Source organism: Kitasatospora aureofaciens, assembly GCF_019192735.1.
In the GTDB taxonomy this organism is placed as follows: domain Bacteria; phylum Actinomycetota; class Actinomycetes; order Streptomycetales; family Streptomycetaceae; genus Kitasatospora; species Kitasatospora aureofaciens_A.
Window position 1 is genome coordinate 121,852 of record NZ_JAHTKP010000004.1, and the last position, 22,871, is coordinate 144,722.

The following is a 22,871-nucleotide window of genomic DNA, read 5'->3' on the forward strand; positions in this document are numbered from 1 at the left end:
CCCTGTGGTGGCAGCAGCGCGCCAGCTGCCACCACACCGCCCTCCTCGGCATCGGCTGTCGCAAGGTTGTGACAGAGCGGAGCGGAAACCCGTTCGGTTCTCTCATGTCGTGCACATAGGGTCGGGTGCATGGGAGAGAAGCAGCGGGGGACAGGTGTGGAAAAGGTGTGGAGCGGCGCGCGGCTGCTGGGGGTCAGCACGCTGGCCGGGGTGGTCGTCGCGGGGATAGCCCTGCCCGCGGTGGCGGCGGCCGGGCTCGGGGCGCAGTCGGCGGCGGACGACTTCCAGAGCCTGCCGGACGACTTCAAGACGCCGCCGCTCTCGCAGGCCTCGACGGTGTACGACGCGCAGGTCGGGACGATCGCCACGCTCTACGACCGCGACCGCACGGTGGTCCCGGCGGACCAGATGTCCCCGCTGGTGAAGACCGCGCTGGTGGACATCGAGGACAACCGCTTCTACGAGCACGGCGCGATCGACCTCAAGGGTGTGCTGCGGGCGCTGAACAAGAACGCCACCTCGGGCACCGCGCAGGGGGCGTCCACGCTGACGCAGCAGTACGTGAAGAACGTCTTCGTGGACGAGGCGGGCGACGACCCGAAGAAGGTGCAGGAGGCGCAGCGGCAGACGGTCGGCCGCAAGATCCAGGAGCTGAAGTACGCGATCAAGGTCGAGGAGACCCTGAGCAAGGACCAGATCCTCACCAACTACCTGAACATCACGTTCTTCGGCGAGAAGGCCTACGGCATCGAGGCGGCCGCGCACCGTTACTTCGGCGTGCACGCCAAGGACCTCACCCTGCCGCAGGCCGCGCTGCTGGCCGGTCTGGAGCAGTCGCCGACCGGCTACGACCCGGTGGTCAACCCGACCGCGGCGAAGGACCGGCGGGACACGGTGCTGCGCAAGATGGCCGAGTACGGGCACATCACCAAGGAGCAGGAGCAGCAGGCGATCGCCGCCCCGCTGGGGCTGAACGTCCAGGCGCCGCACCAGGGTTGCATCCTGGCGCAGCAGGGCGAGGGCTTCTTCTGCGACTACGTGCGGACGACGGTGCTCACCGATCCGGCCTTCGGGAAGTCGGCGGCCGAGCGGCAGGCGGTGTGGAAGCGCGGCGGGCTGCAGATCCACACCACGCTCGACCCCAAGGCCCAGGCGGCCCTCAACTCCTCGGTCACCAGCCATGTGTTCCCGGGGGACCAGGCGGCGACGGCGATGAGCATCGTCCAGCCGGGCACCGGAAAGATTCTCGCGATGGGCCAGAGCCGCCCGTACGGTGTCGAGCAGAGCAAGAACCAGACCCAGATCAACTACAACGTCACCAAGGCGATGGGCGGGGGAGAGGGCTTCCCGACCGGGTCGACCTTCAAGCCGATCGTCGCGGCGGCGGCCCTGGAGAACGGCATCTCGCCGGGCCAGAGTTACACCACCGACTACAGCATGCCGTGGCCGGCGATGAAGGACTGTGCGGGCGGCAAGTTCAAGGCGGGCGGCCAGGTGCACAACGACAGCACGAGCCTCACCGGTGCCTTCACGATGAAGACCGCCATGGCCCAGTCGGTCAACACCTACTTCGCGAACCTGGAGGCCGACGCCGGGCTGTGCAACGTCGCCCAGATGACCAACAAGCTCGGCATCACCGAGCAGGCCGGCGGTGAGAAGCTGCAGGTGGTGCCGTCGATGACGCTCGGCACCAACAGCCTGACCCCGCTGCAGATGGCGAGCGTCTACGCGGCGTTCGCCGCCCACGGCACCTACTGCGCGCCGACCGCCGTCAGTTCGGTGACCGGCCCGGACGGCAAGCAGCTGGCGGTGCCGCAGACGAACTGCTCGTCGGTGATGTCCGCGAACACCGCGGACACCGTCACCGCGATGCTCAAGGGCGTCGTGGAGGATGGCACCGGCAAGACGGCCGGTCTCACCGACCGGGACAGCGCGGGCAAGACCGGCACCACCGACAAGGCCCGGCAGGTCTGGTTCGTCGGCTACACCCCCGAGATGGCGGGCGCGACCGTCGTCAGCGACTCGGACAACCCGAAGCCGCTGGACGGCCAGAGGATCGGGGGCAAGGTGGTGGACCAGGCCTTCGGCGGCACGCTGGCCGGCCCGATCTGGCAGGGCGCGATCACCGGCGCCCTCGACGGCGTCCCGGCCGGCACCTTCACGCCGGTGCAGCTGCCGTAACGGCCGCCGGCCGACGGCCCTGCCATCTCCTGACAGGGAGTAGCGGGGCCGTCGGGGAGGCGCGTGCGCGCTCCCGCATATATTGATGCGTGGGCGAACCGGGCATAGCCTGAGAACCAGGAGTCGGCGGTTGCTGCAGGCCCGGCACCGCTGACCGCCGCTCACCTGCTGGGGGCAACCCATGCAGAACCACTCGGCGCAGGCCCTGGCCGTCTGTTCCCCCGAGCGGGGGAGACTCGACCTCTTCCTCGGCGCCCACGACGGCACCGTACGGCACAAGGTGTTCGACGGTGCGTGGAGCGCATGGCGTGAGCTCGGCCGCCCCTGGCCCTCGCCCGGGGCTCCGGGCTTCGACTGGTTGAGCGCAACGGCGGCCGAGGGCGGCCCGGTTGAGCTCTTCGCCCTCAGTTCCGTCGGGGAGCTCTGGCGACTCCGCGTGGCCGGCGAGGAACAGGGCGAGGAGCTGGGCGAGGACCGACCGGAGTGGACGTCACTCGGCGTACTCAACGAGGCTTCCGCGGCGACCGGTTTCACGGCCGTGACGACTCAGCCCGGTGATCTGCACGTCTTCTGCAGTGCGGGCGCGCCGAGCGGCGAGATCGTGCATTGGCGCCCGGGCAGCGGGCCAATTTTGCTCCGTCCGGGCGACCGGACACCCGGGCAGCTGGGGGCGGTGGCCGTCGCGCCCGGCCGGGTCGATCTCCTCGTCGCCGACACCCGGGAGCGGCGCCTGATCCGCGGGCACTTCGCCGACGGGCCGCCGGTCTGGGACGAGCTCGGGAACCTGCCCGAGCGGGGCGGACGGTCCTTCACGTGCTTCGCGGCGACGGAGCGCGACGTCTTCCTGGGCGGCGACAACGGCCTGTGGCACTCCGCCCTCGACACATGGCTCGGCTGGGAGCACCTCGGCGGTGACCTCGCCGCACGCGGCGAGGCCCGACCCCGTCTGGCCGCGGTCTCGTCCGGGAGCGGCCGGACCGACGTGTTCGCCGTCTGGGCCGGTGTCGCGCTGATGCACCGGTGGTCCGACACCGCGTGGTCCGACTGGCATCTGGTCGACCTGCTGAGCGGGACTCCGGGCAGCTACGCCGTGCTGCGCCCGGAGGACCTCGTCACCCTGACCGTCCGCGGCGAGGGCCTTCAGGAGCGGACCCAGCCCGACGGCACCGTGCAGCTGGTGGCCGGTTCCGCCGGCGGGCGCCTGATCGTGGGCTTCCCTCCGCAACACCTGGCCGAGACCGTGCTGGGCTCCGGCTCGTCGAGCCAGGGTTTCCTCGCCGGACCGTCGAACCTCTGCTTCACCGTCGGCCAGGACCCGGTCACGCTCACCGTCGCCGGTCTGCTCGACGCGATGAACCGGCTCCCTCTGGCCACCACCGCGGCCTCCGCAGGAGGGGCGGTGACCAGTCTCGAACTCCCGTGGCGCCTGGTGCTCGCCCTGGAACAGCCCGCCCTGGAGAAAGGGGTCCGGTGCGCGCACCGCACTCTGCCCGCCCCGGGCACCGGCGGCGGTACCGAGCTGTGGCACAGCCGCATCGCGGGCCCCGACGGGCGCCTGGCGGTGCACCCCGTCCAAGCCCTGGCCGGCAGGACCGACCTGAACACACCGCTGGACGCCTGGGTGGACCGGATCGTCGCGGCCGCGGCCCGGCATCCGAACCGACCGGTGGCGGTCGACCGTCTGATCCTGAGCGCCTACGGAGCCCGGTTCTCAGCCTCGGCCCACTGGCCCGAGCTGGAATGGACCCATGACGCCGCGCTGGGCCGGGACTTCTACGTCCGGGTCTCCGTCACCGGCGCCCTGTTCCCGTTCGGGCACCGGGCGGCCTACGTCGAGCTGGACGAGCGGCGGTTCGATCCGACCGATCCCGCCGTGGCCGCGCTGCACCGGCGGAGCTTCCTGATCGTCACCGAGCCCGTTCGCGACGACTACGGCATCGGCGCGGGCGGCCGGCACGAGCGGACGTTCCCGTTCCAGCAAGTCGCGATCGACCCCGGACAGGCCACGGACCTGGACACCGCGACCTGGATCCAGCTGGACCCCGCGTCCTGCAACGCGAAGTGCTTCTGGCCGACGCGGGGCGGACAGCCCGTCCGGTTCACCCTTCAGGCCCGGGCAGGCCAGGAGTCCGTGGAACTGCACCTGCCGCTGCTGTTCGCCGAGGACGCGGCAACCGGCGCCGGCTGCGCCGCGGCGCTCGACGCGCTGTACGGAAGCGGCCCGAGCACGGGACGCCAGGCGGCCCTGGGACGGCCCGTTTCGGACGTCGGCAGCCGCATCCCGCTCGCCATGGTGTCGCCGACCCAGGTGGCGGAGGGCGCGGTGCAGGAAGTGCAGTCGATGACCTTCGGCGGACTCGGGGCGGGGCTCTCTCCCACCGGAGTCGGCTTCTACCCGAAGGTGACTCAGCTGGCGGTGGGGCTGCCGGCAGCCCGACAGCTGCTCGGCCCGATCCCGGCGGTGCCGGCGACGTTCTCGACCGCGCTCGTCAACACCCCGTGGGGCGCTCCGCCGGCCGACGCGCTGCTCGACCTCGTGGCACCGCGAACGATCGACTTCGGCGCCGCCGGGGCACGGGCGGGGACGCTGGCCGCCCCCAACATGACCATGACCCAGATCTCGCGCACACTCGGGCCGGCCGTCGGCGACGCGCTCCCGACGGATCCGCGGAAGCTCTTCGACCCGGACGCGACCCTGTTCGGCGTGGTCCCGCTGCGTGACCTCATCTCCGTCGTCACGGACCAGCCCAAGCTCCTCTGGACCGGGGAGGGTACGGACACCCCGTCGGCGAAGCTGACCTGGAAGCAGGGGCTGGGGCCGCCAGTCGCGCCGTTCTACCCCAGAGCCGCCTCGTCGGTGAGCCTCGAAGCGGTGTCCCGACTGGTGGGCGGGCGGCCCGAACTGCACACGACGGGCGTGATCGACAACTTCGATCTGGTGATCCCCGAGAAGGGCGACGCCGCACTCGTCACCCTCACCTTCGATTCCGTGCGCTTCACCGCCGATCCCGGCCAACGACTGAACCTCGACGTCAAACTGGCGAACGTCGAACTCAACGGCAATCTGAAATTCCTTCGCACACTGGCGCAGTTGATCCCGCAGGCCGGGCGTGGCGGGCCGCGGATCGACGTGTCGGCCACCGAGATCAAGGCGTCGTACACCCTCGCCGTTCCCGGCGCCGGCCTGATGGTGTTCAGTCTGCAGAACCTCACCGTGCAGATCGGCGTCACGCTGTCCATGACGAACCGGCCCATCGTCATCGACTTCGCCTTCGGCACCCGTGAGCGGCCTTTCCTGGTCACCGTGTCGGGGTTCGGCGGCGGCGGATATCTGGAGATCGAGCTGAGCGCCGGCGGTCCGGACAGCGGCCTGCAGCAGGTCACCGGTGGGATCGAGTTCGGCGCCGCCGTCGTCATGGACTTCACGATCGCGTCCGCGGAGGTCCACGTCTTCGGCGGAGTCGTCTTCACCAAGCGCGGGGGTTCCAGCGAGATCACCGGCTACCTCCGGATCGGCGGCAGCGTGTCCGTGCTGGGGCTGATCAGTGTCTCGATCGAGCTGACCCTCAGCCTGGAGTACGACGACACCACCAACGTGTTGAGCGGTTCGGCGAAGCTCGTCATCACGGTGGACCTCACCTTCTGGTCCACGTCCGTCACGCTGGAGTGCCACAAGAGCTTCACGGGGTCCTCGCTCGCCTCCGGTGCGGACCACCGCCGGTTCGCGCCGGCGGCCGGTACAGGGGCATCGTCGGTCGAGACCGCGCTCGGGCCCCAGGGGCAGTCGTTCCCGTGGCAGACCTACTGCCGGGCGTTCGCAGGGGAGTAGCTCATGTCGTCGACCGGCCTGGAGAGGCAGTTCGTCTGGACCGTGATTCCGGCCGGCCGGGTGGTGTCGATCCCCGGCCAGTCCGAGCCGATGGCGCTGCTCTCGGTGTTGCTGACGCCGCGCCTGCTCGGGCCGGACGGAACCCGGCTCACGGTGGCGGACTTCGGGATGCAGAGGTGGCCGGAGCGGCTCGCCGCAGTGAGCTTCGACGCCTTCCGCGGCCGGCAACCGCTCCCGTCGTCGCGGGTCCCGTTCGTCGCCCTCGACGGAAGCACCGTGCAGTTCTCGCTCGCCGAGCAACTCGCCGCCTGGGAGGCGCTGTTCGCCGCCGACATGCTGGTCCGGCCCTACCTGGCCACCTCCTACGACGGACGCGACACCCGCGCCTTCCCCGCCGGCCAAGCCGGTGCGGAGGTCCGCGGCATCTACACGGCCACGGCCCAGGCCCACTCCGAGCACCAGGGAGCCGCACCGGAGAGCGATGCCGGACTCCAGGCCGCCTTACGGGCGATCAGCGATCTGTGGCAGACCGGCCTGCTGCCGCTCGACGACGACGCCGCGCGTGCCCCCGCGGACCAACCGGCGCTCGCCCGGGCCTACGCCTTCTACCGGCGCGGCCCCGCCCAGTTCACCCCGCTGAGCCGCCGTACCACGGCCGCGCCCGAGCGCGAGTTCCACGACACCGTCGTGCACCTCGCCGACCACCCCGTCCTGCTGCGCGCGCTCGGCCTGTTGACGGATCTGGCCGTGCCCGCCTCCCGGCTCGCCCAGGCGAACCCGGCGGAACTGCGCACGGTGCCGCGGTGGCCGAGCCCGGACCCGAACCCGCCCTCCGGCTGGACCGCCGCCACGCAGACCGATCTCTCGCCGTCCACGGCCTACACGCTGACCGGGACGCGCTTCGTGCCGGCGTCCGTCGACGGGCCGACCTCCACCGGCTTCAGCGAGGGACTCCTCCCACTGGCCAACGCCGGTCCGGCGCCCTCCGGCAACGCCCGGTTCGAGGTGATGTCGTTCGACGTGGACGGCGCCGCCCTTCGGCTGGTCAGCGCCGCCCGGTCGGACGGGTCGTCGGCCCCGGCCGGTGGCACGAGCCCGGCCGGGGCACTGCCCGCGCTGCACTCGACGGGGTTCGCCCTCGTGGACCACGGCCGGGAGGAGGAGCACCGGAAGCAACTCCTGCGGGCACAGCAGCGCGCGACGGCCGGCGGCCTGCTCTCGTCCGCCCTGCTGGCGGATTCCCTCCTGGGCGGGTACCGGGTGGACGTGTTCGACACCACGACCAGGAAGTGGCACTCGCTGTGTCAGCGGCGGGTGCGCTACACGATCGGCGGTGTGCCGTTCGGACCGGCCTCCCCCACCGGCCTGCTCGACGAGGGGTACCTGAGGCCCGGCCCGGTGGCCACCGGCGCCGGCCCGGCCGACGTGCTCTACCTCCACCAGACGGTGGCGCGCTGGGACGGCTGGAGCCTGGTGGCCCAGCGGCCCGAGCGGATCGTCGACACCGGGGACCCGATGCCGCCGGAGCCGGTGGCACCGTCCCTCGACGCGGTGGTGGAGTGCGAGCCCGGCTCGCTGCCACGGCTGCGGTTCGGCCGCGACTACCGGCTGCGGGTCAGGATCGCCGACCTGGCCGGGGGCGGCCTGCGGGCCGACGAGGTCGGTCCCGCCGAGGAACAGACGAAGGAACTCACGTACCAGCGCTTCGAGCCGCTACCACCGCCGGAACTCGTGCCGACCCGGGAGTTCGCCGACGGCGAGGGCCAGGACCGCATGGTCATCCGCAGCGACCGCGGCGTGTCGGCGACCGACTACGCGGCCCTGCACGGCTACCGCTCCTACGATCTGCGGCACCTCCTGCCCCCGAAGTGCTCGCTCGCCCTGGCGATGCAGTACGACGGCGGATTCGACACCGCGCTGGGCCCCGCGGTCCCCGGCCCGGAGGTCAACCGGCTGTTCGAGGTCGCCAAGCGGGCGGACGGTGAGCTCCTGGACGTCCACGGCGCGCACGTCGTCGGGGCCGACCCCGGCTCCGGCGTGCCGTCGCCGTACGTCGTCGTGCCCGAAACCGACCCGGTGCTGCCGTGGCTGGCCGACCCGAGCGGCGCGTTCATCGCCATGAACGCGCGGCCCCGGCCGATCGGCCCGAACGGGCGGCCCGGGGAGATCGTCCCGCCCGACAAGCCCGTGATCGCCATCTGGCAGGGCGCGTGGCCGGACCGCCGGACGGCGGCCGTGCGGCTGACGGCGGCCGCGAGCGGCTGCACGGTGAGCAGGCTGGACGCCCGCCACCTCACGGTCGCCCTCGGCCCCGCCGAACAGGTGACCTTCGACATTCCGTCGTGCCTGCAGTACGCCCACGTCCAGCTGTTCGGCATCGCGATCTGGCTGGGCGTCGACCCGCAGAACCCGGCGACGTTCCAGGACCTCGTCCTCGGGAAGAACCGCCTGATCACACCGCCACGGACGGTCACCCTGGTCCACGCGGTGCAACGCCCGCTACTGGACCCGAGCGGGCAGCTGACCGCCCAACGGAAGCCCGGCGACAACGACACCGTCCTCGGGACGGACGGGCTCTCGATCGACGTGCCGAGCACGGGACGGATCGACATCCACGCCGAGTGGACCGACCGCGACGACAGCGCGCCGGCCGCGCCGACCGTTCGGAAGCGGATGGCGCACATCGGGTCCTACGAGGTCCAGCACCTGGCGCCGAGGGACGCACTCCCGGTGATCCGCCAGGAGTTCGGCGACACCCGCCACCACCGCGTGAGCTACACGGTGACGGGCGTGTCGCGGTTCGAGGACTGCTTCGGGCGCGTCCTCGCGGCCGACCCCGGCGCCTGCCTCGCCACCGGGGCGCTCACGGACACGGACGTGCCGAGTTCGGTACGGCCCCCCGCGCCGAAGTTCCAGTACGCCATGCCGACGTTCCGCTGGACCCGGACCGTCGACGGGCAGCAGTCGCTCACCCGGCTGCGCCAGGGCGGCGGCCTGCGGGTCTTCTTCGACCGGCCCTGGTTCGTCTCCGGGGACGGCGAGGCGCTGGCCGTGCTCACCTTTCCCACCGCACTGGCGCCCCCCGAGGCCCTCCGCTTCGTCGGCGTCGCCGGGCGCGACCCGATCCGGGACACCGGGGCACCGCCGGGCGTCCTCACGCGCGACCAGGTCAACGCGCCGGACCGGGCCCAGGTGAGCCTTCCCGAACTGCAGCGCTTGCTGGACGCGGCCCTGTACCAGGTCGAGTTCGACGAGCAGGGCGACCGCTGGTACGCCGACCTCGACCTGTCCCCGATCGTCTCCTCGTCCTACTTCCCGTTCGTCCGGCTCGCGCTGGCCCGGTACCAGCCGTACACCGCCACCGACGTCCCCGCCGTGTCGCAGACGGTCCTGACGGAACCCGTCCAACTCCCGCCGCACCGGAGGCTGGTGGTCACCCGGAGCGCCGGGCAGGCGACCGTGGTCCTGGACGGTCTCGGGCCCGGCGGTCCCGGGAACCTGGTCCGGACCGAACTCCAGGTCCGGGATGCCGTCGTGACCACGGCGGCCGACGTCGTCGGCTGGTCCACGATCTTCACGGCTTCCGCTGTCCTCGGCCAGACCAGCGTCATCAGCCTCCCCGACACCGGGCAACGGGCCCAGCGCCTCGTCGTCCGGGAATTCGAGACCCAACCCCTCCCCGTGACGGGCGACGGGACGGGGCGACCCGTCTACGTCGACGTCGTACCGCTCGGGACGTGGTGAGGCGCCGCAGCTCGACAGCCAGAGAAGGCGATCATGAAACCCGTATTTCAGATGTTCCCCGCTTCCGGCCAGCTCAGGCTCGCGACCCAGGCCGCCAGCGGGCTGGCCCCCTTCGACGTGGATTCCACGGCGTCGAGCTGGTTCCTGCGGGTGGTGGCCATCGGGCCAACTGTGCCCGGCGGACCGAAGTGCGAGCCCTTGGGCGGGAGAGCGCCGACCATCGAGCTCCGGGCAGGCACTGGGCTGATCACGGCCGTCCCGGGCTCTCCCGACAAGGCGGCCATCGCGGACGAGACCGGGCGGGAGGTCGCGACCGCGTCCTGGACGCGGGAGCCCACGGATGTCTTCACGGTGCAGCTGGACATCTCCAGCCCGGACATTCGCACGTGGCGTGTGCGGATCACGAACAACGACCCCGAGGAGCTCGGGTTCGTGTGGACCTCGGCAGGGACCGTCGCGGACGCCCAGCAGCCGCGGATCGTGATGAAGACCTCGGTTCAGGTGACCGTGCGGGCGGGCTTCGCGACCGAGGACATCCCGGTGCCCGTCGCCAACATCGGTACGGGAACGCTGACGTTCGCCGAGCAGGCCGAGGCGGACCTGGGCGCCGGCTTCGTCCTGAAGAATCTTCCGAACAGCGTCGCCCCCAACGCGTGCGACAAACTCATGATCGGGGTCACCCCCGCTTCAGGCCCGTTCGCCGCACCGGATCAGACGGCCAGTCACGTCCTGCTGTGCAACGACCCTGTGGATCAGGAGAAGACGCTCCAGCTCTCGCGCCGGCAGGAGAAGGCTGGGAAGGATCACAAGGAGAAGGATGGCAAGGAGGACAAGGACTCGCTCAAGGAGACCGGCCCGCCCGAGGCCATGCTCGCCACTCCTCCGGCGGGCGGACCGTCCGCTCACTTCATCAGCCCGGAGCTGCGGCCCGATCTGTCGGAGAGCGCCCTCAGCGGCGAGGACCCCGGGACGGGGCAGGGCGAGGGGTAGACGTCGCATGTGGCTGGTGCTCTGCGATCCCGGCGACCAGGCGGCGCTGTGGGCGTACGCGGGACTGCGGGAGCGCGGACTGGACCCTCTGGAGCTGCTCTCGCCGCACACCCTGATCAGCTCCACGAGGTCGGCGCATCGCATCGATCAGCTTGGCGCGCGCTTCGAGATAGGCCTGCCCGACGGGCGCGTTCTGGCCAGCCGTGACATCGACGGCGTGCTCAACCGGGTGGCCTTCGCACCTGTCGGGCCCCTCCCGTTCGCAACGCAGGCCGACGCTCTGTACGCGCGGGAGGAATTGAGCGCTCTCCTGCTCAGCCTGCTCACGTGCATCGCCCCGGTCTCGGTCAACCGTCCCTGTGCGAACGGACTGTGCGGAGCCTGGCGCTCGGCCGCGGAGTGGACCGTGCTCGCGGCCAGGGCGGGGCTGCCGGTGCCGCCGGCCCGGCTGTCCAGCCGCCCCGGCGTCGAGCCGGGGCGGGCGGCGGACGGCTCCGGCTGGGTTCTGGTCCTCGGCGAGCACGTCTTCGGCGAGCACGTGAGTCACGACGGGGAGTCCCGCGACCTTGCCAAGGCGTGCGGACAACTCGCCCGGCTCGCCGGCACCGACCTGCTGGGAATCGACCTGCTGGGAATCGACCTTCACCGGAACGGCGGGCACCGGGTGGCCTTCGGAGGAGCGAACCCCCTGCCCGACCTCCGGCTCGGCGGCGACGCGTTCCTCGACCGTCTGCTCGACCACCTCACCGGGCTGTCGGCAGGAACCCGATGATCATCGTCTGCGGCATCGCGAGCGAGTCGCCGATCGCCCGGGTGACGGCGGCACTCGACCAGCTCGGCTCGCCCTATACGGTTCTCCACCAACGACGCTTCCTGGAGCTGCCGTTCGAGCTGGAGGTCACCGGCACCGGAATCCGGGGACGGCTGATGGAGAACGGCCGCGCCGTCGACTGCGCCACGGTCACCGGCATCTACACCCGGCTGATGGACTGGCGCGGGCTGCCCGAGGTGCGAGCGGCGAGCGAGGACACCGTGCGGAGGTGCCAGTCCTGGCACGAGGCCCTCGGCACCTGGATCGAGCTCGCCCAGGGCTGCGTGATGAACCGGGTGGCCGCGACGGCGTCGAACCTGTCGAAGCCCCACCAGGCCCAGCTGATCCGCCGGACCGGATTCCGGGTGCCGGAGACCCTGGTCACCAACGACCCCGAGCTCGTCCACGACTTCAGGGCGCGCCACGGCGAGCTGGTCTACAAGTCGATCAGCGGCATCCGGTCCATCGTCCGGTTCCTCGACCAGGACGCCATCGACCGGCTGTCCCTCATCCGCTCCTGCCCCGTGCAGTTCCAGCGCTTCATCGCGGGCACCAACATCCGGGTGCACACCGTGGCCGGCGAGGTGTTCGCCACGCGGATCGAGACCGACCGGGTGGACTACCGCTACGCCCACCGCGACGGCGGCCGGGCCGAACTCTCCGCGTGGCAGCCGCCCGACGACCTGGCCGCGCGGTGTCTGCTGCTGGCCGAGCAGCTGGGACTGACCCTCGCCGGCATCGATCTGCTCCTGGCCGACGACGGCGAGGTCTACTGCTTCGAGGTCAATCCCAGCCCGGCCTTCTCCTACTTCGAATCCTGCACCGACCAGCCGATCGCCCGCGCCATCGCGCTCGCGCTCCGCTGAGGTCCGGTGCAGCCGAGACCGCGGCCGTCCAGCGAGGTCACGCCGTGACGAGCGCCATCCGGGCCAGTGCGGCGCGCAGGGCGGCGTTGAAGGCCGCGGGCCGCTCCTGGTGCGGCATGTGGGCGGCGTCCTCGATGACCTGGATCTCGCCGTGGGGAGCGAGGGCGGCGAGGGCCTCCGAGACCTCGACCGGGATCTCGGTGTCGAGGCGGCCGTGTACGAAGACCGCGGGGACGGCGAGCCGGGGGAGGGCGGGCCGCGGGTCGTAGGAGAGGGCCTCGGTGAACAGGGCGTCGATGAAGACGCCCGAGTCGAGGAGCTGCCGCACGGTCCGGTCGATCAGGGCCCGACTCGTCGCCGGGCCGTACCAGTTGGGCACCCAGTCGGCCACCGTCCCGGCCCGGTCGGCGGCCAGCCCGGCCATCAGGGCGTTCAGCTCCGGCGCCATGCCCTGGCTCGGCCAGTGGCCGGGGCCGTCCACCGAGACCACTCCGCCGACGCGCTCCGGCGCGGCGAGCGCGGCCTCCAGGGCGAAGCTGGCGCCGATCGAACTGCCCACCAGCACCGGGCGGTCGAGGGCCAGCAGGTCGACGAGGGCCAGCACGTCGGCGACGTTGCCGGCCACGTCGTTGCCGGTGACCGGGTGGTCGGAGCGGCCGCAGCCCCGCCAGTCGACGGTGACCGTGCGGTGGTCCCGGGCCAGGTCGGCGAGCTGGGCGTCCCAGGCCCGGCCGCTGGTGCCCCAGCCGTGCAGGAACACCAGCGGGCGGCCGGTCCCGTGGGCCTCCTGCCGGCCGTGGCCCTCCTGGCCGTGGTCCTCGTAGTGCAGCTCGATCCCGTTGACGTGCGCGAACGACATGGTTTCCCGTCCTCGATCCCGGGCCACCGCCGGTGCGGTGGCGCAGGACCATCACAGCAACGCGGGCGGCCGCGACCAAGGAGCGTTCCGCACCTACACTGATCGGCGAACGTGATGAATCCAGGGGTGGGGATCAGGTGGAACTTCGTCAGATCCGGTACTTCCTCGCGGTGGCCGAGGAACTGCACTTCGGTCGCGCCGCCGAGCGGATGCACATCGTCCAGTCCACGGTCAGCCAGCAGATTCGGCGACTGGAGCGGGAGTTGGGCCTCGAACTCTTCGACCGGAACACCCGCAGCGTGGTGCTGACCCCGGCCGGCAGTGTCTTCGTGGACCGGGCCCGGGCCGTCCTGGCCGCCGAACGGGCGGCGCTGGAGGCGATGGCGGCGGTACGGGCCGAACGCACCGCGCTGCTCCGGATCGGCACCAACGTCGGTCTCGGCGCCCGCCTCGAACGCCTGCTGGCCGCGGTGGCCCGCCGGGCGCCGGACCTCACCGTCGAACTGGTCAGCGCCGCACCGGCGGACCGGCTGCAGCGGGTGCGGGACGGGGAGCTCGACGCCGCTTTCGTCCGCGGCGTCACCCGCAGTCCGGGGCTGGACCTGGTGCCGGTCTGGCGGGAGCGGTTCGTGGTGGCGCTGCCCGCCGGGCACGCGCTCGCCGCGCACGAGCGCGTCGACCTCGCCGACCTGGCCGGGATGCCGCTGCGGATCGCACCCCGCGAGACCAACCCGCACCTGGTCGACCTGATCGCCGACGCCTGCCGGAGCGCCGGCTTCGAGCCCGTCCTGGGGCCGGCGTTCACCACCGACCAGGACACCCTCGCCGCGATCGGAGCCGGCGGCTCGCACTGGACGGTGTTCTACGCCGGTCAGGCCGAGGTCCTCCCGGCCACCCGGACGGTCTTCCGCCCGCTCGCGGACCCGGCGCCGACCATGCCGACCTTCCTGGCCGTCCGGGAGGGCGCCACCGCGCGCGGCCTCGCGGTTCTGCTGGACTCCTGCCGCGACGTCGCCGGGGACGGCTGAGCGGCGGTGTGCCCTCCTGAGCGGGAGGGCACACCGCCGACGGTTTCAGGTGTGCGTCACGCCACGTTGACGGCGGTGTCGTCGAGGACGAAGGAGGTCTGCTTGGTGTAGTCCTCGGCGCCGGTGAACTTGAGCGTCACCGTCTGCCCGGCGTAGGCGGCCAGGTTGAGGCTGTGCTGCTGGTAGCCGGCGGCCGCGTTGACGTTGGAGTACGTCGCCAGGGTGGTGCCGTTCGCGGTCACCGTCAGCTTGTCGTAGGCGGAGGTGGTGGGCTCGGCGGTGTCGATGTGGAGCCAGAAGCTGAAGGTGTAGCTGCTGCAGCCGGCCGGCAGGGTCACCGTCTGGGCGAGGGTGTCGGTGTTGGTGGTGCCGTAGCCGTCCAGCCAGGCGTCGTACGTGCCGGAGTGCGGCGGCTCGCTGGAACTGCTGTTGATGGTGCTGGTGCCGCTGGTGTTGGTCTCGGTCCAGCCGGCCGTCGTACCGGCCTCGAAGCCGGGGTTGGCGAGCAGCTGGGCCGCGGTGCAGGTGCTGCCGCCGCCGGTGGGCTGGACGGTCCAGGTGAAGGTGGCGGAGGAGGAGGGGCCGGTGGAGTCGGTGGCGGTGGCCGTCACGGAGGAGGTCCCGGCGGTGGTCGGGGTGCCGCTGATCAGGCCGGTCGCGGTGTTGATGCCCAGGCCGGCGGGCAGGCCGGTGGCGGCGTAGCTCAGGGTGCCCCCGGCCGTGTCGGTGGCGGAGAGCTGGAGGCTGGTGGCGGTTCCGGCGGTGGCCGTCCGGGCGCCCGGGTTGGTGAGGCCGACGCTGCCGGTGCTGGTGCCGCCACTGGCGGCGAGCCAGGCGGTGGCGTTCAGGCCGAGTGCGGCGTCGGTGCCGGCCGGGTCGTTCCAGCCGTCGTAGAGGGTCTTGCCGGCCTCGCCCGTGCCGTCGTCGATGGCCGAGCTGTCGCCCCAGAGGGCCACCCGGCCCTTGCCGAAGCTGCTGGTGGCGAAGAAGGCGCCGGTGTTCCCGGAGTAGCCGGTGCGGTAGACGATGCCCTTGACCGAGGGGTTGTCGGCGGGCTTGAGGGTGAAGGTGGTGCCGTTGCGGATGATGCTGCCGGTGACCGTGCCGAACGGGCCGTGCAGGACGGGGTCGGTGGCGTCGCTGATCGCCCTCGGGTTGTCGGTCTGGATGTTGAGCAGGTCGACCGAGAGCCCGAACGGGTCGTTGGAGTTGACCGAGTTGGTGGTCATCAGGTCGTTGATGATGGCGGGGGAGTCCCAGCCGTCGTTGTTGCGGTCGCTGCCGGTGTGGTCGGAGATCAGGAAGAGCCCGCCGCCGTTCTGGACGAACGTCATGACGGCGGTCTTCTCGGCGTCGCTCAGCCGGATGTTGGGCTCGGGCAGGACGAACTCGTCGAAGTTGGCGAGGTCCAGCGCGCCGCCGGTGCCGTAGGTGATGGCGGAGCCGCTCGGCAGGGTCTTGAGGCTGTACTGGCCGGTCTTCTGCAGGGCGACGCCCCAGCTGGAGATGGCGCCCGTCCAGTCGCTCTCGGACTGGGGGCTGGGGTTCTGCGCGAGCGGGTCCGGCTGGCTGGTGCTGATGATCCAGTCGGCGTTTCCGGCGGTCTCGGCCTTGCTGTTGTCGAACAGGACGCGGTGCGGCGTGGTCGTCGTCGCGGCGGTGGTCGGGGTCGCGGCCGCCGCGACCTGGCGGGGTACGGCGCTCGCGCCGGCGAGCACGGTCAGGGCGGCGGCGGTCAGGGCGAGGGGTCTGAGGGTGTACCTGATGCTGGGCATGCGTCAGTTTCCTTGTGTCGTGGGGGAAGCAGGGGGCGGTGCTACGCGCGTAGGCGCGTCGGACACCGTTCCATGGTGGGGTAAGCGGCATCTGAACGGAACACGACGAACACGCGTAGTCCTCGCAGCGGCCGAAGCGGCCGCCAGTGGACGCCCCTTGTCGGTGATCCCACCCGTAACCACAGTCGCTGACGCACTGTCAGGCACGCGGGGGATGGAACCGGTGGCGAGCGACCCAGCGAAGCCCGTCGCGCTGGGCGTGGAGCCCGGCCTGCCGTACGTCGGCGGCATGCCGGTCCCTGAGGGCGAGGACGAGTCGCACTTCCTGGGTGCCTACTTCGGCGAACCGCTGGAGATGGTGCGGGCCGAGACCGTCGACCTCCTCGTGCCGGCGACCGCGGAGATCATCATCGAGGGCCACGTGTCCCTGACCGACCTGGCCGACGAGCGCCCGGTGGCCTCGGACTTCGCCCACAACTGGTCCCCGGAGCTCCAGCGGCACGTCCTGGACAACTGGCAGGCGTACGGCTACCGCTGACCGTCCGCGCCGGCCATCCGCAGGGACGGCCGGCGCGGAGTCACAGCCGCAGGTGTGACGCCCCGTTGAGGTCGAGGACCGTGCCGGAGGCCCAGGTCGCCTCGGCCGAGGCCAGGTAGACCACGGCGGCGGCGACCTCCTCCGGGGTGCCGACCCGGCCGAACGGGCTCTGCCCGCGCAGGACTTCGCCCGACGGGCCGGTCAGCCGGTCGGCGACCCGCTCGGTGGCGGTGAAGCCGGGCGCGACCGAGGTCACCGCGATCCCGTGCGGGGCCAGCGCGACGGCCAGGGACTGGCCGAACGCGTGCAGCGCGGCCTTGCTCGCGCCGTACGCGGGGTGGTCCGGCTCGCCGCGGAAGGCCCCGCGCGAGCCGATGTGCACGATCCGGCCGGGCGCGCCGCGGGCGATGAGGTGGCGCGCGACGCAGTGGCTGAGGTTCGCCGCGCCGAGCAGGTTCACGTCGATCATCTGCCGCCAGATCCGCTGCCAGTCCTCGTAGGACACCTCGGCGACCGGGTGCGCGTTCGCCGCCGAGGTGGCCACGGCGGCGTTGTTGACCAGGACGTCCACCCCGCCCAGCGCCGCCTCCGCGACGTCCGCGACCCGCTTCGCCGCAGCGGGATCGCTCAGGTCGCCGCCCACCAGGACGTGTCCTTCGCCGGGCAGCGCGGCGAGCGTCGCCTCGGCCTCCGCGGCGCTCGAACCGTAGTGCACGGCAACCCGGTCGCCGCGGGCGGCGAAGGCGTGCGCGACGGCGCGGCCGATGCCCCGCGACGCCCCGGTGACCAGGACGCCCCTCATCGGGTGAAGAGCCGGGTCTCGTCGCGGAACGCCTTGAACTCCAGGGCGTTGCCGGCCGGGTCGAGCAGGAACATTGTCCACTGCTCGGCCGGCTTCCCGGCGTAGCGCAGGTACGGCTCGATGACGAAATCGGTACCGGCCTCCGTCAGTCGTCGGGCCAGCTCCTGGAAGTCCTCGACGCTCAGCACCAGCCCGAAGTGCGGGACCGGGACGCGGGTGCCGTCCACGGTGCCGTGCCCGGCGGCTTCCGGACGGGGACCCGGCACCACGTGCGTCACCACCTGGTGTCCGTGGAAGTCCCAGTCGACCCAGCCGTCGGTCGAGCGGCCCTCTTCGAGGCCGAGCAGATCGCCGTAGAAGGCCCGGACCGGGGCCAGATCGTCGACGGGGATGGCGAGATGGAAGGCAGGACGGGTCATGCCCCCACCTTGATCCCCGCGGTGTCCGAATGTCAACATTCGAACATGAAGGATGAACCCCTGCCGAAGGCGGCCCGACGCGGGCTGGCCGACGAGGTCGCGGACCGGGTCCGCGACGCGATCTTCGAAGGCCGCTTCCCGCCCGGCGCGCCGCTGCGGGAGGTCGAGCTGGCCGAGTCCCTGGGCGTCAGCCGCGGCGCCGTGCGCGAGGGGCTCGCCCAGCTGCAACGGGAGGGGCTGATCCGCACCGGCTGGCACCGTCCGACCACCGTGGTGGAGGCGACCGTCACCGACGTGGAGGAGGTCTACCGGGTCCGTGTCGCACTCGACCGGCTCGCCGCCGTCACTGCCATGCGCCTGGCCACCTCGCGGCAGCTCGACCAACTCGACCGGCTCGTCGACGAGATGGCCGCCGAACTGGCCGCCGACGCCGCGGTGCCGCGCCTGCTCGCCCTGGACATGGCGTTCCACGACCAGATCTACGCCGCAGCCGGAAACCGCCGGCTCACCGAGGCCTGGCAGGCCGTGCGGTCCCAGGTGTTCCTGTTCCAGTTGCAACGGGTCTCGCACGCCCGGGGGCAGTACCGCGCCCTCGTCGTCGACGAACACCGTGAACTGGCCCGACTGCTGCGGCAGGGCGGTGCGGCCGAGGAGCTCGACCGGCTCGCCGGCGAGCACGTCGACGTGGCCCGCCGCAGCCTCCTCGCGCTGCTCGGCGCGCCGGACGACGGGACGTCCGCCGATCCCAACTGACACCGCCCAGACCCGGACTCTGGACAGATACCTCTGACTGAGAGCTAAAATGGCGGTATGAGTGCGGCGGCCCCGGAAACGCTCAACGAAACGTTCGACGAAACGCTCGATGAAGGGCGCGACGAAACGCTCGACGCCGCGCTGGCCGACGAGTTCACCACGCTCCTCGTCGGGATCCAGCGCCTGGTCCGACGCCGGCTGCGGCAGGGCCTGGCGGAGCCGCGGCTGCGCGGCGCACAGGTCGAACTGCTGCGGCTGGTCATGGACGCCCCGGGGCTGCGGGTCTCGGACGCGGCCGAGGAACTGTGCCTGGCCGGGAACTCGGTCTCCACCCTGGTCAACCAGCTGGTCGCCCAGGGACTGCTGCGGCGCGAGGTGGATCCGGCCGACCGCCGGGCCGCGCTGCTCCACACGACCGACGAGGCCGTCGAACGGCTCGCCGCCTGGCAGGCCCGCCGGAGTGCACTGGTCGGCGAGGTGGTGGCGGAGCTGCCCGCCGAGGACCGGGCGGCGCTGGCCGCCGCGCTGCCCGCGCTGCGCGGTGTCGCGGCGGGCCTGCGCGGCCCGGCGGGGGAGGAGGAGCGATGACGCCTGCGGAGGACGACGCGGTGGTCTGCCGCGCCCTGGAGTACACGTTCCACCACGGCCGGGGGAAGGGCCGCAGCACCAGGGCCGTCGACGGGATCGACCTGACCGTGCACACCGGCGAGGTGTTCGGCCTGCTCGGCCCCAACGGCGCGGGCAAGACCACCACGATCCGCGCGATCACCACACTGCTGCCGGTGCCCGGCGGCATGGTCCGGGTCTTCGGCCACGACGCGGCCAGGCGGCGCATGGAGGTCCGCCGCCTGCTGGGCTACGTGCCGCAGCAGCTCTCCGCCGAGGCGGGGCTGACCGGACGGGAGAACGTGGCACTGTTCGCCCGGGTCTTCGACGTGCCGCGGTCCGAGCGCGCCGAGCGGGTCGCCCAGGCCCTGGCCGCCGTCGACCTCACCGAGGCCGCCGACCGGATGGCCGCCACCTACTCCGGCGGCATGGTGCGCCGCCTGGAACTCGCCCAGGCCCTGGTCAGCGCGCCCCGGCTGCTGGTCCTGGACGAGCCCACGATCGGCCTGGACCCGATCGCCCGCACCGGCGTCTGGGAGCGCGTCGACGCCGTCCGCCGGGCCACCGGCATGACCGTGCTGGTCACCACCCACTACATGGACGAGGCCGACCGCCACTGTGACCGGATCGCCCTCATGGACCGCGGCCGGATCCGCGCGCTCGGCACCCCGGCGGAGCTGAAGGCCCAGGTCCGGGAGCAGGATCCGCACCAGACCGACCCCAGTCTGGACGACGTGTTCCGCCACTTCGCGGGCCGTGACCTGGCCCGCGGCGAGGCCTCGGAAGGAGACTTCAGCGATGTCCGCCGGACCCGCCGCACGGCCAACCGCGTCGGCTGAACCTGCCGCCCCGACCACCCACGGCGCCGCCGCCCCGACCGACGACCGCCCCGACCTCGGCCTGCTGCTCGTGCCCCCGCGCGCCCGCACCGGCTGGCGGCTGGTGCCGGCCCGGGTGGTGGCGATGTGCGCGGTCGAGCTGCAGAAGCTGCGCCACGACCGTACCGAGCTGTACACCCGGGCCGTCCAGCCGGCGCTGTGGCTGCTGATCTTCGGCGAGACCTTCACCCGGCTTAAGGCCATCCCGACCGGCGGGATCCCGTACCTGGACTACCTGGCCCCCGGGATCATCGCCCAGTCCGCGATGTTCATCGCGATCTTCTACGGCATCATGATCATCTGGGAGCGGGACTCCGGCGTGCTCACCAAGCTGCTGGTCACCCCGACCCCGCGGGCCGCGCTGGTCACCGGGAAGGCCTTCGCCGCCGGGGTCAAGGCGGTCCTGCAGGCCGTCGTCGTGGTGCTGATCGCCGCGGTGCTCGGGGTCGCCATGACGTGGAACCCGCTGCGGCTGCTCGGGGTCGTGGCGGTGGTGCTGCTCGGCTCGGCCTTCTTCTCCTGCCTGTCGATGGCCATCGCCGGCATCGTGCTCACCCGGGACCGGCTGATGGGCATCGGCCAGGCGATCACCATGCCGCTGTTCTTCGGCTCCAACGCCCTCTACCCGGTGAACCTGATGCCCGGCTGGCTGCAGGCGGTCAGCAAGGCGAACCCGCTCAGCTACCAGGTCGACGCGCTGCGCGGCCTGCTGATCGGCACCCGCGCCCACCTCCCGCTGGACTTCGCGGTGCTGACCCTGGCGACCCTGCTCGGCATCACGGCGGCCTCCGCCCTGCTGGGCCGGCTGGCGCGGTAGCCCAACCAGGGGCGGGGTGGCCGTCCGTCGGCCGCCGCGCGGCAGCCGGCTGAAACGGCGCAGGGCGATCGCCAGGGCGGGCGGAATGCTTGTGTCCGCCGGATCGGTCGGCGGACACTGGTGCCTGTTGTCCCGGGACGGCCCGCCACGGGGGTTGGGGTCGCCCGGTGTCGCGAGGGGGAATCATGCTGTCCAGGGGGACAAGTCCGCGTCGCGCTGCCCAGGCGCTGATGTTGGCGCTGGCCGTGAGCGGGGCGGGGGCTGCTCCGGCGGGTGCTGTTCCGGCGGCGGGCGCGGACGTCAACTACCGCGCGCTGTGCGCCTCGTACGGGATCTATCCGGACACGCCGGTGGAGACGGGCGGGGTGGCGGCGATCACCGGCAAGGCGGACCCGCCGAACAGCGGGCTCACCCAGGGCTGCCAAGTGGCCCCGGATCAGGCCCAGTTGAAGGTCATCACCTACCACCCGGACCCCACGACCCCAGGCCGCTGGCAGGTGGACCCGCCCAGTGCGGCGCAGTTCAGCTCGTACGGCGCGATCGACGCGCACATCCCGTTCGACACGGGCACCGCCGGGCTGTGCGTGCTGGGGCGCCCGAACAGCGTCGACGCGGCGCACGTGACCGGGTACGCGGTGTGCTGGACGGTGACCGCGAGCAAGACCCTCCCACCGCAGTTCTCCTTCGCGCCGATGACGGACCTGAGCGTGTTGTCGGTGGACGAGCCGCCGTACTGCGGCTTCGCCAGGCCGGGGCCGGACGGCGGCTCGGCGTGCAACCCGGGCGTGTGGTGACGTCCGCGCCGCCGGTGCCCTCGCTGACCCGCTGGGCGCTGTCGCCCGACGCGGACCTGGTGTACCGGCTGCTGGTGCACAACGGCCCGCTGGATCCTTCCTCGGCGGCGCGCGAGCTGGGCATGGCGCGGCGCCGGGTCGCGTTGGCGCTGGAGGAACTGGCCGCCGCCGGGGCGGTCACCCCCGGCACCGGCACGGCTGGTGCGCGGCGGTGGTGCGCGGTGGCGCCGCCGGTCCTGCTGGAGCGGTTGCGGCAGCGTGGGCGGCCAGTGGTGGATCCGCTCGCGGTCGCGCGTCGGCACCTGGAGGCGGTGACGGGCACCGAGCTGTCCTGGCCGGCCGGTCCGGCGCCGCGCGTGCGGACGTTGGGCAGTGCGGAGGCGATACGGCAACGGGTGGAGGTGCTGCGGGAGCGGCAGCGCGCCGAGTTGCTGACCAGCCATCCGCCGGACGGGCGGCCGTCCGCGGAGGCTGTGGTGGTGGGCGAGGAGACGCTGCGGCTGCTGGCGCGCGGCGTGGCCGTCCGTACGCTCGGAACCGCTTGCGGGGACACGGAGTTGGACCGCTGCCCGGAGCTGGTGCGGCTGGGCGGGGTGCGGCGGGTGGCGGACGCGGTGCCGACCAAGCTGATGATCTTCGACCGGCGGGTGGTGTTGCTGCCGGCCGACCCACTGCGGGCCGAGCGGGGTGTGCTGGAGGTCGCCGAGCCGACCCTGGTGGCGACGCTGGTGGGGGTGTTCGAGCGGGCCTGGGAGCGGGCGCGCGATCCGGGACCGTCGGTGCGGGTGGTGCTGACCGGCCGGGAGCGGCGGCTGGTGGAACTGCTGCTGGCCGGGCACTCGGACGCGACGGCGGCGGGGCGGCTGGGGGTGAGCGTGCGGACGGTGGGGTACACGCTGCGGCACCTGATGGACCGGTACGGGGTGGACAACCGGCTGCAGTTGGGGGTCGTGCTGGCCACGGGGCTGCCGTCGCTGGCCTCCGCCCTGCCGGCCCCTGCCCCGTCCCCTGACCCGTCGATGTCCCCTGCCCCTGCCCCGTCCCCGTCGCCGGAAGGGACACCGTAGCGCGGGCGGGAGCCGGTGTCCGGGCCGTTCCGGGGGCGTTTTCGGGGGCGTTGCAGAAATCGGCAACGGGTCGGCCGGCGGGGCTGTCCGGGCGGTCGGGGTCGCGGTGAGCAT

The 22,871-nt window shown here is 72.4% G+C and carries 18 protein-coding genes; 14 read left to right on the forward strand and 4 right to left on the reverse strand.

Annotation, left to right across the window (positions count from 1 at the left end):
* Nucleotides 1-129 precede the first annotated feature (129 nt).
* From KV557_RS06235 to KV557_RS06260, 6 genes are all read left to right on the forward strand, one after another.
* The gene (locus KV557_RS06235) at nt 130-2,181 is read left to right on the forward strand and encodes a transglycosylase domain-containing protein (protein WP_218198717.1); all 2,052 of its coding nucleotides are present in this window, start codon (nt 130-132) and stop codon (nt 2,179-2,181) included.
* A gap of 181 nt (nt 2,182-2,362) precedes the next feature.
* Nucleotides 2,363-6,010: a hypothetical protein gene (locus KV557_RS06240; protein WP_218198718.1), complete on the forward strand. Its 3,648-nt coding sequence runs from the start codon at nt 2,363-2,365 to the stop codon at nt 6,008-6,010.
* A 3-nt stretch (nt 6,011-6,013) separates the two neighbouring features.
* The gene (locus KV557_RS06245) at nt 6,014-9,754 is read left to right on the forward strand and encodes a hypothetical protein (RefSeq protein ID WP_218198719.1); all 3,741 of its coding nucleotides are present in this window, start codon (nt 6,014-6,016) and stop codon (nt 9,752-9,754) included.
* Nucleotides 9,755-9,787: 33 nt separating this feature from the next.
* Entirely contained in the window at nt 9,788-10,744 is a 957-nt protein-coding gene (locus KV557_RS06250; protein ID WP_218198720.1) for a hypothetical protein, read from the forward strand.
* A gap of 7 nt (nt 10,745-10,751) precedes the next feature.
* The gene (locus KV557_RS06255; RefSeq protein WP_218198721.1) at nt 10,752-11,516 is read left to right on the forward strand and encodes a hypothetical protein; all 765 of its coding nucleotides are present in this window, start codon (nt 10,752-10,754) and stop codon (nt 11,514-11,516) included.
* The gene (locus tag KV557_RS06260) at nt 11,513-12,421 is read left to right on the forward strand and encodes an ATP-grasp domain-containing protein (protein ID WP_218198722.1); all 909 of its coding nucleotides are present in this window, start codon (nt 11,513-11,515) and stop codon (nt 12,419-12,421) included. Before KV557_RS06255 ends, KV557_RS06260 begins: the two co-directional genes overlap by 4 nt.
* A gap of 37 nt (nt 12,422-12,458) precedes the next feature.
* On the opposite strand, the gene KV557_RS06265 is transcribed toward KV557_RS06260, so the two are convergent.
* Nucleotides 12,459-13,280 (reverse strand): alpha/beta fold hydrolase, encoded by an 822-nt coding sequence (locus KV557_RS06265; protein WP_218198723.1) that lies wholly within the window; start codon nt 13,278-13,280, stop codon nt 12,459-12,461.
* A gap of 137 nt (nt 13,281-13,417) precedes the next feature.
* On the opposite strand from KV557_RS06265, the gene KV557_RS06270 reads away from it, so the two are divergent.
* The gene (locus tag KV557_RS06270) at nt 13,418-14,308 is read left to right on the forward strand and encodes a LysR family transcriptional regulator (RefSeq protein WP_218198724.1); all 891 of its coding nucleotides are present in this window, start codon (nt 13,418-13,420) and stop codon (nt 14,306-14,308) included.
* A gap of 56 nt (nt 14,309-14,364) precedes the next feature.
* Here the strand turns inward: KV557_RS06270 and KV557_RS06275 are convergent, their stop codons facing one another.
* Nucleotides 14,365-16,083 carry a putative Ig domain-containing protein gene (locus tag KV557_RS06275; RefSeq protein WP_218198725.1) on the reverse strand — a complete coding sequence of 573 codons (1,719 nt, stop codon included), beginning with the start codon at nt 16,081-16,083 and terminating at the stop codon, nt 14,365-14,367.
* A 223-nt stretch (nt 16,084-16,306) separates the two neighbouring features.
* Here KV557_RS06275 and KV557_RS42260 point away from each other — a divergent pair, with 223 nt between their 5' ends.
* Complete coding sequence (locus KV557_RS42260) at nt 16,307-16,621, forward strand: UbiD family decarboxylase domain-containing protein (RefSeq protein ID WP_308129785.1); 315 nt, start codon at nt 16,307-16,309, stop codon at nt 16,619-16,621.
* Nucleotides 16,622-16,661: 40 nt separating this feature from the next.
* Here KV557_RS42260 and KV557_RS06285 read toward each other — a convergent pair whose 3' ends face one another.
* Both KV557_RS06285 and KV557_RS06290 read right to left on the reverse strand, forming a co-directional pair.
* Nucleotides 16,662-17,423, reverse strand: a complete 762-nt coding sequence (locus KV557_RS06285; protein ID WP_218198726.1) for an SDR family NAD(P)-dependent oxidoreductase — start codon at nt 17,421-17,423, stop codon at nt 16,662-16,664.
* Complete coding sequence (locus KV557_RS06290) at nt 17,420-17,842, reverse strand: VOC family protein (RefSeq protein WP_218198727.1); 423 nt, start codon at nt 17,840-17,842, stop codon at nt 17,420-17,422. The genes KV557_RS06285 and KV557_RS06290 overlap by 4 nt, the downstream gene beginning before the upstream one ends.
* Nucleotides 17,843-17,887: 45 nt before the next feature.
* On the opposite strand from KV557_RS06290, the gene KV557_RS06295 reads away from it, so the two are divergent.
* The 6 genes from KV557_RS06295 (at nt 17,888) to KV557_RS44400 (ending at nt 22,757) form a co-directional block, all read left to right on the forward strand.
* Entirely contained in the window at nt 17,888-18,595 is a 708-nt protein-coding gene (locus KV557_RS06295; RefSeq protein WP_218198728.1) for a GntR family transcriptional regulator, read from the forward strand.
* 57 nt (nt 18,596-18,652) lie between these two features.
* Nucleotides 18,653-19,183 (forward strand): MarR family winged helix-turn-helix transcriptional regulator, encoded by a 531-nt coding sequence (locus tag KV557_RS06300; RefSeq protein WP_218198729.1) that lies wholly within the window; start codon nt 18,653-18,655, stop codon nt 19,181-19,183.
* Entirely contained in the window at nt 19,180-20,040 is an 861-nt protein-coding gene (locus tag KV557_RS06305) for an ATP-binding cassette domain-containing protein (protein ID WP_218198730.1), read from the forward strand. The genes KV557_RS06300 and KV557_RS06305 overlap by 4 nt, the downstream gene beginning before the upstream one ends.
* A complete protein-coding gene (locus KV557_RS06310; protein ID WP_218198731.1) occupies nt 20,000-20,896 on the forward strand; it encodes an ABC transporter permease in 897 nt (298 codons plus the stop codon). The genes KV557_RS06305 and KV557_RS06310 overlap by 41 nt, the downstream gene beginning before the upstream one ends.
* A gap of 185 nt (nt 20,897-21,081) precedes the next feature.
* On the forward strand, nt 21,082-21,690 hold the full coding sequence (locus tag KV557_RS06315) for a hypothetical protein (protein ID WP_218198732.1): 609 nt from the start codon (nt 21,082-21,084) through the stop codon (nt 21,688-21,690).
* On the forward strand, nt 21,669-22,757 hold the full coding sequence (locus tag KV557_RS44400) for a helix-turn-helix transcriptional regulator (protein WP_218198733.1): 1,089 nt from the start codon (nt 21,669-21,671) through the stop codon (nt 22,755-22,757). The genes KV557_RS06315 and KV557_RS44400 overlap by 22 nt, the downstream gene beginning before the upstream one ends.
* Nucleotides 22,758-22,871: the final 114 nt, after the last annotated feature.

Coding starts and splice junctions, on each gene's coding strand:
- KV557_RS06255 (WP_218198721.1), top strand. CDS start 10,752: ATGTGGCTGGTGCTCTGCGATCCCGGCGACCAGGCGGCGCTGTGGGCG.
- KV557_RS06260 (WP_218198722.1), top strand. CDS start 11,513: ATGATCATCGTCTGCGGCATCGCGAGCGAGTCGCCGATCGCCCGGGTG.
- KV557_RS06275 (WP_218198725.1), bottom strand. CDS start 16,083: ATGCCCAGCATCAGGTACACCCTCAGACCCCTCGCCCTGACCGCCGCC.
- KV557_RS06315 (WP_218198732.1), top strand. CDS start 21,082: ATGCTGTCCAGGGGGACAAGTCCGCGTCGCGCTGCCCAGGCGCTGATG.
- KV557_RS06300 (WP_218198729.1), top strand. CDS start 18,653: ATGAGTGCGGCGGCCCCGGAAACGCTCAACGAAACGTTCGACGAAACG.
- KV557_RS06310 (WP_218198731.1), top strand. CDS start 20,000: ATGTCCGCCGGACCCGCCGCACGGCCAACCGCGTCGGCTGAACCTGCC.
- KV557_RS06250 (WP_218198720.1), top strand. CDS start 9,788: ATGAAACCCGTATTTCAGATGTTCCCCGCTTCCGGCCAGCTCAGGCTC.
- KV557_RS06305 (WP_218198730.1), top strand. CDS start 19,180: ATGACGCCTGCGGAGGACGACGCGGTGGTCTGCCGCGCCCTGGAGTAC.
- KV557_RS06265 (WP_218198723.1), bottom strand. CDS start 13,280: ATGTCGTTCGCGCACGTCAACGGGATCGAGCTGCACTACGAGGACCAC.
- KV557_RS06295 (WP_218198728.1), top strand. CDS start 17,888: ATGAAGGATGAACCCCTGCCGAAGGCGGCCCGACGCGGGCTGGCCGAC.
- KV557_RS06240 (WP_218198718.1), top strand. CDS start 2,363: ATGCAGAACCACTCGGCGCAGGCCCTGGCCGTCTGTTCCCCCGAGCGG.
- KV557_RS06245 (WP_218198719.1), top strand. CDS start 6,014: ATGTCGTCGACCGGCCTGGAGAGGCAGTTCGTCTGGACCGTGATTCCG.
- KV557_RS06290 (WP_218198727.1), bottom strand. CDS start 17,842: ATGACCCGTCCTGCCTTCCATCTCGCCATCCCCGTCGACGATCTGGCC.
- KV557_RS06235 (WP_218198717.1), top strand. CDS start 130: ATGGGAGAGAAGCAGCGGGGGACAGGTGTGGAAAAGGTGTGGAGCGGC.
- KV557_RS06285 (WP_218198726.1), bottom strand. CDS start 17,423: ATGAGGGGCGTCCTGGTCACCGGGGCGTCGCGGGGCATCGGCCGCGCC.